Source organism: Paraburkholderia sp. SECH2 (genome assembly GCF_030464795.1).
GTDB lineage: Bacteria > Pseudomonadota > Gammaproteobacteria > Burkholderiales > Burkholderiaceae > Paraburkholderia > Paraburkholderia aspalathi.
The window spans coordinates 243,995-258,354 of the sequence record NZ_JALPRH010000005.1 but is presented as its reverse complement, the minus strand read 5'-3'; the positions used below and the strand labels follow the sequence as shown (position 1 = coordinate 258,354).

General features: G+C 62.4%; 15 protein-coding genes. 5 read left to right on the top strand and 10 right to left on the bottom strand.

Annotated elements, in window-relative coordinates:
* Window positions 1-72 precede the first annotated feature (72 nt).
* Window positions 73-717, top strand: a complete 645-nt coding sequence (locus M0D66_RS12250; protein ID WP_211706951.1) for a transcriptional regulator — start codon at window positions 73-75, stop codon at window positions 715-717.
* Window positions 718-820: 103 nt separating this feature from the next.
* Here M0D66_RS12250 and M0D66_RS12245 read toward each other — a convergent pair whose 3' ends face one another.
* Both M0D66_RS12245 and M0D66_RS12240 read right to left on the bottom strand, forming a co-directional pair.
* Complete coding sequence (locus tag M0D66_RS12245) at window positions 821-1,615, bottom strand: SDR family oxidoreductase (protein WP_200620573.1); 795 nt, start codon at window positions 1,613-1,615, stop codon at window positions 821-823.
* Window positions 1,616-1,817: 202 nt separating this feature from the next.
* Entirely contained in the window at window positions 1,818-2,222 is a 405-nt protein-coding gene (locus M0D66_RS12240) for an OsmC family protein (protein ID WP_093636165.1), read from the bottom strand.
* Between the two features lie 245 nt (window positions 2,223-2,467).
* Between M0D66_RS12240 and M0D66_RS12235 the strand changes: the two genes are divergently transcribed.
* Both M0D66_RS12235 and M0D66_RS12230 read left to right on the top strand, forming a co-directional pair.
* Window positions 2,468-2,662: a DUF1653 domain-containing protein gene (locus M0D66_RS12235; protein WP_093635979.1), complete on the top strand. Its 195-nt coding sequence runs from the start codon at window positions 2,468-2,470 to the stop codon at window positions 2,660-2,662.
* Between the two features lie 86 nt (window positions 2,663-2,748).
* Window positions 2,749-2,943: a YqaE/Pmp3 family membrane protein gene (locus M0D66_RS12230; RefSeq protein ID WP_028194701.1), complete on the top strand. Its 195-nt coding sequence runs from the start codon at window positions 2,749-2,751 to the stop codon at window positions 2,941-2,943.
* A gap of 44 nt (window positions 2,944-2,987) precedes the next feature.
* On the opposite strand, the gene M0D66_RS12225 is transcribed toward M0D66_RS12230, so the two are convergent.
* Complete coding sequence (locus M0D66_RS12225) at window positions 2,988-3,287, bottom strand: 2Fe-2S iron-sulfur cluster-binding protein (RefSeq protein ID WP_200620575.1); 300 nt, start codon at window positions 3,285-3,287, stop codon at window positions 2,988-2,990.
* 73 nt (window positions 3,288-3,360) lie between these two features.
* On the bottom strand, window positions 3,361-5,361 hold the full coding sequence (locus tag M0D66_RS12220; RefSeq protein WP_211706950.1) for a sigma-54-dependent Fis family transcriptional regulator: 2,001 nt from the start codon (window positions 5,359-5,361) through the stop codon (window positions 3,361-3,363).
* 419 nt (window positions 5,362-5,780) lie between these two features.
* On the opposite strand from M0D66_RS12220, the gene M0D66_RS12215 reads away from it, so the two are divergent.
* Window positions 5,781-6,071, top strand: coding sequence for a DUF1488 domain-containing protein (locus M0D66_RS12215; protein WP_074287282.1), 291 nt, complete (start codon window positions 5,781-5,783; stop codon window positions 6,069-6,071).
* Between the two features lie 264 nt (window positions 6,072-6,335).
* Here M0D66_RS12215 and M0D66_RS12210 read toward each other — a convergent pair whose 3' ends face one another.
* The 6 genes from M0D66_RS12210 to M0D66_RS12185 all read right to left on the bottom strand — a co-directional run bounded on the left by M0D66_RS12210 (window position 6,336) and on the right by M0D66_RS12185 (window position 12,918).
* Window positions 6,336-6,875, bottom strand: a complete 540-nt coding sequence (locus tag M0D66_RS12210) for a cytochrome b (protein ID WP_093635975.1) — start codon at window positions 6,873-6,875, stop codon at window positions 6,336-6,338.
* 258 nt (window positions 6,876-7,133) lie between these two features.
* On the bottom strand, window positions 7,134-8,435 hold the full coding sequence (locus tag M0D66_RS12205) for an NCS2 family permease (RefSeq protein WP_211706949.1): 1,302 nt from the start codon (window positions 8,433-8,435) through the stop codon (window positions 7,134-7,136).
* Between the two features lie 484 nt (window positions 8,436-8,919).
* Complete coding sequence (locus tag M0D66_RS12200; protein ID WP_093635970.1) at window positions 8,920-9,177, bottom strand: DUF4148 domain-containing protein; 258 nt, start codon at window positions 9,175-9,177, stop codon at window positions 8,920-8,922.
* A 138-nt stretch (window positions 9,178-9,315) separates the two neighbouring features.
* The gene (locus M0D66_RS12195) at window positions 9,316-10,089 is read right to left on the bottom strand and encodes a slipin family protein (protein WP_054036028.1); all 774 of its coding nucleotides are present in this window, start codon (window positions 10,087-10,089) and stop codon (window positions 9,316-9,318) included.
* On the bottom strand, window positions 10,086-11,780 hold the full coding sequence (locus M0D66_RS12190) for a nodulation protein NfeD (RefSeq protein ID WP_211706948.1): 1,695 nt from the start codon (window positions 11,778-11,780) through the stop codon (window positions 10,086-10,088). The genes M0D66_RS12195 and M0D66_RS12190 overlap by 4 nt, the downstream gene beginning before the upstream one ends.
* Before the next feature lie 82 nt (window positions 11,781-11,862).
* The gene (locus M0D66_RS12185) at window positions 11,863-12,918 is read right to left on the bottom strand and encodes an AraC family transcriptional regulator (protein WP_093635964.1); all 1,056 of its coding nucleotides are present in this window, start codon (window positions 12,916-12,918) and stop codon (window positions 11,863-11,865) included.
* 289 nt (window positions 12,919-13,207) lie between these two features.
* On the opposite strand from M0D66_RS12185, the gene M0D66_RS12180 reads away from it, so the two are divergent.
* Window positions 13,208-14,341, top strand: coding sequence for an acyl-CoA dehydrogenase (locus M0D66_RS12180; RefSeq protein WP_093635962.1), 1,134 nt, complete (start codon window positions 13,208-13,210; stop codon window positions 14,339-14,341).
* Window positions 14,342-14,360: the final 19 nt, after the last annotated feature.

Genomic DNA, 14,360 nt, shown 5'->3' with positions numbered 1-14,360 from the left:
ATAACCTCGGTGTCCCTTTTAGCTCAATCAGGCTAAAGCGACGGCGCCTCTCTGGAACACTGCGATTTCTCAATGCGCAACTCAACCGTCTCTCCTGTGAAAGACCTGCTGCTGGACCGCTACGCACCCATTGCAGACGGCATCGCGGCCTTGTTCTATCCGTGTGCCGAAGTCGTGATTCACGACCTGCGCGATCAGACCATCGCGTATCTCGTGAACAATCTGTCGAAGCTCGAAGTCGGTGGCCCTTCGGTGCTCGACGAAGTCCACTACGCGGCACGCGGCCGGACGATCGGGCCATACGAGAAGCTCAACTGGGACGGTCGCCGCATGCGCTGCGTGAGCAACATCCTGTTCGACGACGAGGGCAAGCCGGCCGGCATGCTGTGCGTGAACTTCAACATCGCGGTGTTTGAAGATGTGCGCTCCACGCTCGATCTGTTCATCAAAGGCGGCAGTCTGACGGACGCGCCCGCGGAGGAACTGTTCCGCGACGACTGGCAGGACCGCATCAACACGTTCCTGCACACCTGGCTGCGCGAGCGGCAAATCGGCATCAATGCACTCACGCGCGAACACAAACGGGAAATCGTCGAGGCGCTGCATGCGCAGGGCGCGTTTCGCGGCCGTAGTTCAGCCAACTACGTGGCCGCTGTGCTAACGATGGGCCGCGCTACCGTCTATAAGATTCTGAAGCAGATGAAAGAGGGCGGCTGACGGTCCGCAAATCGTAGTGGGCTAGCGCTGCCCAGCGCCGGGCCCGGCAGTGGGCCGATGCGCCCAGGAGACTACGCCCGCACCGCGTGAAGAACCGCTGCGTTTAGCTATGCAGCCCCATTTTGCCGCTCGCCATGGCGGCGACGCGGACCACAAGCCCCCTGGGAAGCAAGCGTGACAGCAAGGTCGCAGCGCGTACGCTGGTCCGTCCAGGATACGCAACCGCTTTTCGTTTATCGAAGGCCTTGAGCGTTTCCTGAACGACGGACTCCGAGCTGTCCATGTCTTTCGGCGACACATTGGTCGACACGCCTTCGAAGAAGCTCGTTGCCGTAGGTCCCGGACAGGCGGCCATCACATGCACGCCCGTGCCGACGAGTTCGAATTGCAGCGCCTCGCTGAAGAACAGGACGAAGGCCTTGGTCGCCGCGTAAGTGGCCATATGCGGGAGGGGCTGAAAGCTCGCGTTGGATGCGAGGTTGATGATGCCGCCCCTGCCGCGCTTCGCCATACCGCTGCCAAACCGATGACTGAGAGCGACGAGCGCCTGGACATTGACCTGAATCTGCGACTGCTCTTTCGTCGGATCGTGCGAGAGGAAACTGCCGGTCAGACCTAGCCCCGCATTGTTGACGAGCAGATCGACCTGAATGTCGCGGCGCTCGAGTTCCTCGCCGATCTGGAGGGCGGCGTCGGGATGGCTCAAGTCGATATTGAGCGCAACGGTTTGCACGCCGTGTCTGGCGGAAAGTCCCTCAGCCAGAACCTGCAATGTGTCAGCCGAGCGGGCGACCAACACAAGGTTCATGCCACGCGCGGCCAGCGTTTCCGCAAAGACCTTGCCGAGCCCTTTTGAGGCTCCGGTAATCAGGGCGGTCGAGCCGCGATAGACAAACATGTTCTGCTCCTTGCTGCGGGGTGAGCCTGCATTAGCGTTGCGTGCGCCATCTAAGGTTGCCCGTCAAAAGCATCGATACTCGATGCTTTTGATCGCCGGACTGTTCTGAGGACGTGACGCATTGTGCGAGCTGGAGCGTTTTTTGATAATTGGGGTGCCTTTTGAATCATTTTCAAAAATAATGGAAAGATCGTGGGCCGCCTCACCACTGCATCGTCGTGTCGATTCGTGTTCCCCGCTTGATGAACAGGGTGACCGGCGTCTTCTCGCAGATCTCGCCAAGGCGCTTGCGCTGGCTATCGTCGAGAGGCCCATCGACGGATACGGTGCGCCGAATGTATTGACCGCCTTCGCGCTCCACGTGCAGTTGCGTGTCGACCTTGATCCGGCCGCCCGGCCATGCTTTCTTCTGCATGTACATCCTGAGCGTTGCCGCGGTGCAGGCCGCGAGACCCGAAAGGACGAATTCGAAGGGAGCCGGGCCGCTATCCTGCCCCCCTTCGCGCGGCCCTTCATCGCCGAGCAGGCTATGTGTGCCTGCATCGATTTTGACGACATAGTTGGGTGAATCTGCGTCCGAGGTGGCGGTTGCGATCGCGAGAGTCATCATTGTCCTCTTGGGTGTCACGTCAAAAGATTGAGCGCATGCACATGCCACGGCCTGGGCACGCGTCGAAATGCGCCGGGCGAAGGTTTCTCTGCAAGTGTTGGCGACAGCGTAAGCCTGCATCAGTGATCTTTCGCGGTCCAGCACAGGTTTACAATGACAGCCGCAATAAAACCACGTGCTCTGCTTCGGAGGACGTCGGCCCGTTTATAAAAGATTCCGTTGACTGGGACAGGAGTAGTTGAATGGTGCGTTATCGACACTACAAAGGCGGCATTTACGAACTGGTTTGCGAGGCCACGCTCGAGTCGGATCCGACTGTCACGATGATCGTCTACAAAGCCAGCAATGGTACGATCTGGACCCGTCCGGCTTCGGTGTTTTTCGAGCTGGTCGAAGTCGACGGCACCGAGGTGCCGCGCTTCGCACCGATCAACTAGGCTGCCCCGTTCAGGCAATCGTTATCGTCATCACGTTTGCGCTCGAAGAACGTGTGCCGCCAGATCAATACAAACAGGAAATCTGAATGCGTCTTTTGCTTGCCATCATTCTGCCGTGGTTTCAGTTCTTCACGATCGGCCGGCCTTTTGCCGGCATCATCTGCCTGATCCTGCAGATCACGCTGATCGGCTGGATCCCGGCCGCGATCTGGTCGGTGTATGCGCTGAGTCAGTACAACACCGACAAGAAAATCGCCCGGGCGATGGGCAACGGTCGGTAAGGCCGAATGCGATGCGGGCGGCGCGAGGCGTAGTCCACGCGCTGCTAGATTTCGACCGCGTCCGGCGCCTCGATCACCACGTCCGTTTCCGCGATCGCCACACACGGCAGGATGTAGCCTTCCGCTTTCTCTTCCCGGCTAAGACCCGGCCATTCGATCGTGTAGCGCACGCGTCCCGACGTCATTTTGCATAGGCAGGTGCGGCATGTGCCGTTGCGGCACGAGCGCGGCAGACGCAGATTCGCAAAGCCGGCGGCTTCAAGGATCGTCAGCGAATCGGGCGCTTCGAAGCTTTGGCCGAGCGGCTCGACACGAACGAGAGGTGGGCGGGTAGAGTCGGACATCGTGTGAATCGGTGACGGATTGCGCCACACTTTACACGTTCACACCAAACGCCCAGGCTCCGGCGCCGCCATTTCAATGCGTCGTGTTTCCACGCCGCAGATACCGATACACCGTATTTCGCGCAAGCCCCAACTCGCGTGCCGCTGCCGACACATTACCGTCGAGTCGCGCGAGCGTTTGCGCAATCAATGTGGTCTGCCATTCCTCCATCCGCGCGGGCGACGCATTCGCGGGCTCGGCTGCTGGCTTGTCGCGTCCGTTGCCGCCATTGCCATTGACGTTGTCCGGCAGCGCCCCGTGCGCCTGGGCGCGGACGTTGACCGGCGAAGCCTCGCAATCCTGCAGAAAATCCTCCGGCAAATCCTCGAGTTCGATCTGCTGCGCGCCTTCGGCCATGATGCTGGCGGTGCGCAGCACGTTGGCCAATTGCCGCAGATTGCCTGGCCAGCGGCATTGCGCAAAGCGTTCCAGCACCTCATCGGACACGCGACGCGGTAACCGCTCGCCATCCGGCTGCAATGCCAGCATGCGTTCGACGAGCGTCGCCAGATCGCTGCGCTCGCGCAGCGCCGGCAAGGTGACGACGAGCCCGTTGATCCGGTAATACAGGTCTTCGCGGAAGGTGCCGGCTTCGATCATCTCGCGCAGGTTGCGGTGAGTTGCGCAGACAATGCGCAGATCGACCGGAATCGCCCGCGTGCCGCCCAGCGGCACAACGGTGCGCTCCTGCAACACGCGCATCAGGCGCACTTGCTGGGCGAGCGGCATGTCGCCGATTTCGTCGAGAAACAGCGTCCCGCCATCGGCCTGCACGATCTTGCCGACGCTGCCGCGTTTCTTCGCGCCGGTGAACGCGCCGTCTTCATAGCCGAACAACTCTGCCTCGATCAGCGTGTCGGGCAACGATGCGCAATTCAGTGCGACGAAGGGCGCATGCCGCCGCGGCGAATCGTGATGGATCGCGCGGGCGAGCCATTCCTTGCCGGTACCGGTTTTGCCGAGCACGAGAATGGGAATATCGCGTCCGCGCAGCTTTGCGACTCGTCGCAGGATCGCCGCGACCGCCGCATCGCCGGTATCGAGCGTTTCAAGTGTGGCGAGCGGTGCCACCTCGCAGGACTGAGCCGCAGCACGCGCGCCGCTGGACATGGCCGTACGCGTTACGTCAGCAAAGCCTTCTGATGAACCAACATAACGTGGCGCCGCAAATTCGCCGCGTGCGATCACACGCACGCCGCTCGGCAGCGTCAGCTCGATGCTTTCGCCTGGTGCGCGGGCGATCTGCTGCAACACTCTCGCAAAGGTGACCCCGAACAGCGCGTCGAACGGTTGCCGTAACAGCTCGCCAAGCGGCTGCCCGAATTGAAACAGTGCGCTGCGATTCGCGGACAGGAAGGTGCCGTCCGGCGCGAACGCCGCGAGCCCTTCGTACAGCGTGCCGATAAATTCAGCACGTGCGTGAAAGTGAATGCGAATGGCATCGACGAATTGATTGGAGAACAGATGATTTTCGATCATCTGCGCCGACATCCGCACGAGCGCAAGCGTGTGCTTGTGGAAGCCGCGCGTGTCGCCACTGACGTCCAGCGCGCCGATGGTGCGCCCGAACGGATCAGCGATGGGCGCGCACGAACAGGTGAGAATCCGGTTCGCATGGAGGAAGTGCTCGCCGGCATGCACGACAGTCGGCTGCCCGTCGATCAGGGCGGTGCCGATCGCGTTCGTGCCGCGATCCGCTTCGGCCCATGACACGCCCGGGCACAACGCGACGCGATTGGCTTTTTCGACAAAGTCGCTATCACCGAGACTGTGGAGAATCACGCCGTGATTGTCGGTGAGCAGCACCATGCTTTGCGTGTCGACGATCTGCGCGTGCAGCGTCTCCATGACGGGGAGCGCGTGGGTATAGAGCGACTGGTTTCGTTCGAGGAGTTCACGCAGGGCGGGGCGGCGCAGCGGATGGAAGTCCGGCGTTTCCGACGCTCGCAGGCCGACTTCGAGCGAGCGGGCATGAGCTTGCGCGATGACGTCTGGCCGACCAACGGTGGGCGGCGTGGCAGAACGATGGCTCAAAGCATGTCTCCGGTTATCGGACCCGGCGGGTGCGTTGCCTGCCGTTGCGTTCCGCAGTGCAACATACGCGTCTGCGGCCGAACACCGATATTACAGGACGAAACAGGAGCCTGGCGAAAGCCGCGCAGCATGAATAAAACTAGGTCGCGCGGGAGAGAAAAAGTGCCTCAAAAGACCACGTCAGGCACCAAAATCAAGCAAACAAAAAGGAAAACTTGCGCAGTGGCCGAACTCGTCTACAGTGAATCAAATCACCTCCGCGGGGCGCGAAGTACGGCGCTCGCGAAACTATGGGGTGACGGACCCGCGCCATCAGCATTCGAAAAGGGGGACACGCGCTGCAGGTGCGACCAGTCTTAACCAGCGTGCGCAGTACCAATCGACCCATGCGCAGCACCCAACCTTTCAGGTGAACTCCCATGCAGATCCTATTCCCGAACGAAACTCCTGAATATTCAGGTCGCGAACTTACCTTGGCGTTCCCGGCGATGGTTGATGGGCAAAGGGTGGAGTGCATGATCACCGCTGAGGCGCTGGAAGATCACTTTGGTGCCGCATCGCCGCGTCTGGAGGACATGGTCGATGCATTCGACGCACACCGGGCCCGGATCGAAGCGGCCACACGGCGCCTGCTATCGGAAACGCGAGCGCAATGCCTGGTGCTGAGAAGCGGCTACGTGCGCTTCTATGAAGCGAACTGGCGGAACTGAGCGAATCCGCGCCTGACCGGCGTCAGCCCGGAAAAGAGCGCGGAAGTCAGTCCAAAAGTAAGCCCAAAAGTAAGCCCAACGAGCGGGTAGAGCAGGAAAGCAGAATCAGCCGCGCAAGAGCAACACGAGACGCAAACCCAGGCGCGGCGTCCGCATCTCAACGGGTCAACAACTGGCCGCGGCCATTCGCGCCGCTCAGGTCTGCGCTCGTGCGGCTGTAAGTTGGAGATACTGCAAACGCAAGCGCCGAAGACTGGAAACCGATCAAACCATCCGCCGCAGCGTCCGATCCTTGAACACCACGTGATGCGCAATTGCCGCAAGCGCGTGTAATCCGATCACCCAGTAAAACGCATTGCCGAGCCACTCGTGCGCGGTCTTGAGCAATGGCCGCGCAAGCGGATCCGCGCCGACCAATGTGAAGCTGAAGTTGGCCCAGGCGAGCGTGACTGGATGGCCGCCTGTGTTGATCATCAGGATGCCCAGCAGCGGCTGCGCGAAGATAAAAATGTACAGGGCGAGATGTGCAGCCCGCGCCAGAAAGGCGAGCAGGCGATTGCCTTCGATTTCCGCGGGCGCGCGGGCCCACAGACGCCATAGCACGCGCAGGACCGCCAGTCCCAGCACGAGGGTACCGGCCCAGAAATGCACGCTGCTCCAGAAGACCCGGCTGTCGGAGCCTTTCGGTCCGCGGATTTCGATTGCCAGATAAGCGAGCGCGATCAGCAGAAAGATCGCCCAGTGGAAAAAGATGGCGGGCGACGTATAACGGTCCGTGGCGCGGCTGTGGCTGTAAGAAGACATGCAGGGAACTCCCGTGACCGGTTCGTTGGTTTTTATCAATCATCAGATGATAAAGGGTGCCCGACCAGAACGGGTCCCATCAATAAAATGATTGTTGATCCAGACCGAACCGTGACCGACGCGGCGACGATGCCGCAGTGATTTCAGTCAGGCTGCGACGCGTTGCCTGACATGGCATCGAGCATCGTCATGCCACGCCGTGTCAGGTGTTGTCCTGCGCTTTCACTCCCGTGCCTTCACGTCAATTGCCGCCGCAGCTTATTCGCTGCCGAGGTAGAAATAGCGGAACAGGAAAATCGCCGCGATGATCCACACCACCAGTTTCACTTTGCGCGCCTGTCCGGTCAGCAGTTTCAGACCGGCATACGAGATGAAGCCGAACGCCACGCCATTGGCGATCGAGTAGGTGAAGGGCATCAACAGGGCGGTCAGGGCGGCCGGCACGACTTCAGTGGCGTCGTCCCACGGCAGATCGAGCATTTCGCGCAGCATCAGGCAGGACACGTACAACAGGGCCGGCGCCGTTGCGTAGCCGGGCACCACACCCGCCAGCGGCGCAAAAAACAGCGCCGCGAGGAACAGCACGGCGACGGTGATCGCGGTCACGCCCGTGCGACCGCCGGCCTGCACGCCCGACGCGCTTTCGATATACGCCGTGGTCGACGAGGTGCCCAGCATCGAGCCGGCCAGAATCGCCGTGCTGTCAGCGAGCAGCGCGCGGTTAAGCCGGAACATCTTGCCTTCGACCAGCAGCCCGGCGCGATTGGCCACGCCCATCAGCGTACCGGTCGCGTCGAACAGTTCGACGAGGAAAAACACCAGGATCACGTTCAGCACGCCGCCGGAGAGCGCGCCGCGAATGTCGAGCTGGAACAGCGTCGGTGCAATTGACGGCGGCGCGGAAACGATGCCGTGAAACTGATTGCCGCCGAAGAAAAAGCTCAGCACCGTCACGCCGACAATGCCGATCAGGATCGCGCCGCGCACCCGCAGATAGTCGAGCGTGACGATCGCGAAGAAGCCGATCACCGCGAGGATCACGTGCGGGTTATGCAGATCGCCGAGCGTGACGAGCGTGGCCGGATTGCCGACCACCACACCGGCCGACTTCAGCGAAATGATCGCGAGAAAGAGGCCGATGCCGCCGGTGATGGCAATGCGTATGGAATGCGGAATTCCGTTCACGATCACCTCGCGCACGCGAAACAGCGTGACGATCATGAACAGGCAGCCGGAGATGAATACCGCGCCGAGCGCCGCTTGCCACGTGAAGCCCATGCCTTTCACGACGGTGTACGCGAAGTACGCATTCAGACCCATGCCGGGCGCGAGCGCAATCGGGTAGTTGGCGTAGAGACCCATGATCAGCGAGGCCAGTGAGGCCACGATGCAGGTCGCGACGAACACCGCGTCCTTCGGCATGCCGGCGTCGCCGAGAATCGCCGGGTTGACGAAGATGATGTAGGCCATCGTCAGGAAGGTGGTTAGCCCAGCGAGCACCTCGGTGCGCAGGTTGGTGCCGGCGGCTTCGAAGCCGAAGTATCGTTTTATGGAGTCCATGAGGCGGGTCTCTCGTTGTTCAAAAGCGTTTCTTGTGGTTGATACGGGCAATGCGTCGCGAATAAGCGGGCGACTGTGCCGTCCGACACGGCACCGATGCACTACGCGGCGAAGCCTACGGGCGGATTGTAGTCATGATTGGCGGCGCACCGGTTTGCGTGAGTTGCGTGAGTTGCGTGACTGTGGGCTGTGCCGAAGGGGCGAGATGATACCTTGCCAGCGCGCGGGGCGGTGCGGCAAGCGAATTTACGATGTTGCGGCTGGAAACGGTGGGCTTGCGGGGGCGTGGGGACAGGCGGAATCTGGTGGGGAGGAGTGAATTGGAACGATTCGGGCTAAAACGGCAGGAAGAAAGCGCAGGAGGGGAAAGGGCGCGGCAGGCAGTTCTAGCAGGGATGTGCAGAGCATCCAAGGCCGGCGCCGCCTACGACCTTTGCAGTCGCGAACAGTCCGGCCCGCCGCTTCAAGGCCAGGATGAGACGGATTACTGCGCCGTGCTCCCACCCATCTGCTGCGCTCGCCGCGCGGCGACGATGCGACCCGCGCGTTGCGCGTTGTCCGGATAGTCGATCCAGTCGAGCGGATCGTAGCCTGCTGCGCGCCAGGCTGCCAGATCGGCTTTCACCTGGGCGCGCGTTAGCGGCGTCGACGGGTCGTAAGGCCGCGAGGTCTGCGCAAACGCGCTGCTCATACTCACGGCGGCTAACAACGCGCCGAGTCCAACGAGAGAGACGATTTTCATGATTGGCTCCTATGGAGCGGTTAAAAACAACCCCTAAATTTTAAATTTCATGGTCATTCCGAGTAAGTCGATTGCAGGCAATGCACCATTTCACCCCGTGATCCAAAGCGGGCAAACGCGAAGCGGCGCGCCCCCGGTTCAGGATGCCGACGGCTTGCTGAAGCGATCCAGCACCGCGCTCAGCAGATCGATCGGCAGTGGAAAAACGATCGTCGAATTCTTGTCGGCGGCGATCGTCGTGAGAGTTTGCAGGTAACGCAACTGCATCGCCTGCGGTTGTTTCGACAGCGTCTGCGCTGCCTCCAGCAGATGCTGTGAGGCCTGCAATTCGCCTTCTGCGTGAATCACCTTGGCGCGCCGTTCGCGCTCGGCTTCGGCCTGACGTGCGATCGCACGGATCATCGTTTCGTTGATGTCCACGTGCTTGATCTCGACGATCGCCACCTTGATGCCCCACGCGTCGGTTTGTGCATCGAGCACCTTCTGGATATCGGCGTTCAGTTGCTCGCGCGCCGCCAGCAGGTCATCGAGTTCGTGTTTGCCGAGCACCGCGCGCAGTGTGGTTTGCGATAACTGGCTGGTCGCCTCGAAATAACGCGCCACCTGGATCACCGCCTTTTCCGGATCGACGACGCGGAAATACACCACCGCGTTGACCTTCACCGACACGTTGTCGCGCGTAATCACGTCTTGCGGCGGCACGTCGAACACGACGGTGCGCAGATCCATGCGCACCACCTGCTGCACGATCGGGATGATCAGCACGAGTCCCGGTCCCTTGACCTTCCAGAAGCGCCCGAGCATGAACACCACGCCGCGTTCGTACTCACGAAAAATCCGTATCGATGAAGCAATCAGCGCGGCCACCAGCAGAATCAGAATGCTGCTGAAGCCGAATGTGAAACCGATCATGAGCGTTCTCCTTGTTGTTGTGCTTCCGCGGGCACCACGGTCAGTGTCAGTCCGCGGCGCGCCGTGACGCGCACCGCGTGACCGGCCGCGACCGGGGCCGTGCTGGACACCCGCCAGCGTTCACCATGTATCTGAGCCCAGCCGGCCAGCGTGCCGCCCGCTGCCGCGTTTGCTGTTGCGTCGCCCTGCAGCGGACCACCGTCCGGCGACAGGCCGCCGTCGAGCACGACGCCGAGGCTGCCGATCAGTCCTTCCGAGCCTGTCACCACGGGCCGGCGGCGCGCCCGCAGCGCGAGCCTCGACACGCCGAATACGAACGCGACGCTGAACACGGTCACCGCCGCGATCAGGGGCAGCGGAATGCCGTAACCGGGCACGTCGGTATCGATCAGCATCAACGCGCCGATCACGAACGCGACTACGCCGCCGAAGCCGAGCGAGCCGAAGGTCGGCAGAAACGCTTCGCCGATCAGGAATGCGATGCCGAGAAAGATCAGGCCGAGTCCGACGTAATTGACGGGCAGCATCTGCATTGCAAAGAGTCCCATCAGCAGACTGATCGCGCCGACCACGCCCGGCAGCACGAAGCCGGGATTGGCGAACTCGAAGAAGAGGCCGTACATGCCGATCATCAGAAGAACCAGCGCGACGTTCGGATCGGTGATGACCGCGAGAAACTGGCTGCGCCAGTCGGCTTCTAGCGTGACCACCGGCGCGTTGGCGGTGCTGAGTTTGACGTCGCCGTGGCTGGTGTTGATCGTGCGGCCGTCCACCTGGCGCAGCAGGTCGGGAATGTCGCGCGCATTCAGATCGACCACGTGCTGCGCGAGCGCTTCGCTGGCCGACAGGCTGACGGCTTCGCGTACGGCGCGCTCGGCCCAGTCGGCGTTGCGTCCGCGCATTTGCGCGAGGCCGCGGATGTAGGCGGCCGCGTCGTGGACCTGCTTGCGCAGTTCGGTGGATTGGGTGTCGAGTGGGAGGGCGGCGCTGGCGGAGTTGCCGGCACTCGCTGAGTTGGCAGAATTCGCTGAGTTGGCAGAATTCGCTGAGTTGGCAGAATTCGCTGGCGACGCCGGGTTCGCCGAATCCCCAGAGGCCTGCGTTCCGGGCGCGTTCTTTGGCGCGCCGGCGCCGCCTCCAGTGCCGGGCAAACCGGGCATCCCGCCGCCGCCCGCAGGCGGCTCCGCGCCACCGATACCCATCTGAATCGGCGTAGCCGCACCGAGATTGGTGCCCGGCGCCATCGCCGCAATATGGCTGGCGTAGACGATATAGGTACCTGCGCTCGCCGCTCGCGCGCCACTCGGGGCGATAAAGGTCGCGACCGGCACCGGCGAGCCGAGGATCGCCTTGATGATCTGCCGCATCGAGGTATCGAGTCCGCCGGGCGTATCGAGTTGCAGCACGGCGAGTTGCGCGCGTTCGTCGGCGGCGCGCTGCAGGCTGCGCACGATGAAGTCCGCGCTGGCCGGACTGATCGCGCCGTTCACCGGGATCACGACAACGCTATTCGGCGCGACGGCGGCCTCGGCGACTCCAACCCGCGGCGCGTTTTCGCACAATGCAAACCCGAGCGCCAACAGTACGCCGAACGCGGTCATGCCGCGCATCAACCGGCCCACGACTCCGCCACGGATATGCGCAAAGCGCGGACCAGACTGCCGGAACGGGAGGCGCGGATACGTGCTCATCGCTGACGGCTGCCGCGCCATGCCGATGGGTATCGACCGGCGCGGGCCGATACCCCAAAAAGGCTGGCCTGCTCCTTACAGCTTAGTCCGATTCCGCGCGGCGCGTGAAATCCGCGCGCGCCGGCCGGTAGTCGGTCGGCCGCATCCCGGTCCACTTGCGAAACGCGCGATGAAACGCGCTCGGTTCGGCAAAACCCACGGCGGTGGCGATGTCGGCGATCGTGCGATCTGTGTCCTGCAGTTCGCCGATTGCGATGTCACGCCGCAAGTCGTCCTTGATCGACTGATAGGTATAGCCTTCCTGTTTCAAACGCCGCCGCATGGTCGCCTCGGCGACGTGCAGGCGCAGCGCCATCTGGTCGGCGGCCGGCCAACCGGCCATCGGCAGCGCGCGCAGCATCTTGCGCACGCGCGCGGCAAGCGAGCCGGGATTGCGGTATTTGACGATGAAGCTGCCGGGCGCATCGCGCAGGAACGGCTTGACCGACTTCGTGGTCTGGATCACAGGCAGTTCGAGAAACGCCGGCGATAGATCGACGTATGACTCGGTTTGATCGAACGCCATGTCGTCGCAGAACATCAGACGGTATTCATGCGCGGCGGGCGGTTCGGCGCAGCGAAAGCGCGCCTCGATCAGCGGAATGCGCCGCCCGACCAGCCAGCACAGCAGGCCATAAACCACGATGAAGTAGGTCGCATAAGCGAACATGGCGGGCGGTCTTGCACCTTCGCGTTCGACAAACCGCAAGCGCACGCGCCGCGCATCCGTTTCGATCTCTGCGCCGAGGTCGTCCAGCACGAGCCGCATGAAGCCGATCGCCCGCGCGAGCGCCTGCGCGCCGTTGCGCGCGCTCAGTGCCGTCTGCGTCATTGCGATGAAACTGCCGCTCTTCATGCGGTGCGAGTCCTGGCCGAAGAACTCGTCGTCCAGCGCGCGGGCGATGCCGGCCCACAGGGCGCCGTACTGCGCCGACGAGACCCGGCTTTTCGGCGACGCCAGCATGGTTGCCGCGATGCCGGCGGCTTCGGCGAGCGGCAGCGCCTCGAACCCGCGCGCTCGCGCCAGCGTCAGGGCCTCCTCGACGAGACTGACGGAAATCGTGCCCTTGTCGTCCCTGGCGTTTTTCACGTTTTTCATGGTTATCTGGCAAATGCGCTCAACATTTTCCTTGGGGCGCTTCGCTAAGGCTTTGAAAACGCGGTTGGAATCGGGTTTGTATGATACCGGTATGGCAAATGCGCTCAGTCAGAATGATCGGGCTGAGCATCGAACCTGTCCAGTAGCTTCCCTACACTTGGCCTGAACCAATCGCGGGACGCCTCGCCCCGGAGACACAACGGCGAAGCCGGTCATCCCCCCGCGATGAGCCGCAAATGACGAGCAGCGCCTCGTCGCTGCGACGCGATGCATACAACAGGATCGAGCCATGGATAGCTTCTACACCGACGAACAGCGGATGATCCGCGACGCCGCCCGCGACTTCGCCACCGAACGTCTCGCGCCCTACGCCGGACAGTGGGATCGCGACGCGAAACTGCCCTCTGAAGTCGTGACGCAAATGGGTGAGCTGGGCTTTCTTGGGATGATCGTGCCGTCCGAGTGGGGTGGTTCCTATACGGACTACGTGGCCTATGCGCTCGCCCTCGAGGAGATCGCCGCGGGCTGCGCCGCCTGCGCCACGCTGATGAGCGTGCACAACTCGGTCGGCTGCGGGCCGATTCTGAACTTCGGCACGGACGCGCAAAAGGACCGCTATCTGCAAGACCTCGCCACGGGCCGGCGCATCGGCGCGTTCTGCCTGACCGAGCCGCAAGCCGGCTCTGAGGCGAACAATCTGCGCACCCGTGCGGTGCTGCGCGACGGCAAATGGATTCTCAACGGCAACAAGCAGTTCGTGACCAACGGGGCACGCGCGAACATCGCGATCGTGTTTGCCGTCACCGATCCCGATCGCGGCAAACGCGGCCTGTCGGCCTTTATCGTGCCGACCGATACGCCGGGCTTCAACGTCGGCAAGCCCGAGCACAAGCTCGGCATTCGTGCCTCGGATACCTGCCCGATCTCGTTCGACGATTGCGCGGTGCCCGAAGCCAATCTGCTCGGCGAACCTGGCGAAGGCCTGCGCATCGCCTTGTCGAATCTCGAGGGCGGGCGCATCGGAATTGCGGCACAGGCGGTCGGCATTGCGCGGGCCGCATTCGATGCTGCGCGCCTCTACGCCAACGAACGCGTGCAGTTCGGCAAGGCGCTGAAGGAGCACCAAACCATCGCCAATATGCTCGCCGACATGGCGACTCGGCTGAACGCCGCGCGTCTGCTCGTGCACCACGCGGCGCGTCTGCGCACGGAAGGCAAGCCGTGTTTGTCCGAGGCGTCACAGGCCAAGCTGTTTGCGTCGGAACTCGCCGAAGAGATCTGTTCGAATGCGATCCAGATTCACGGCGGTTACGGCTATCTCGAGGACTACGCGGTGGAACGCCACTATCGCGACGCTCGCATCACGCAGATTTACGAAGGAACCAGCGAAGTGCAGCGGATGGTTATTGCGCGCCACGTCTAAACGCAAATTAAACGGCGTT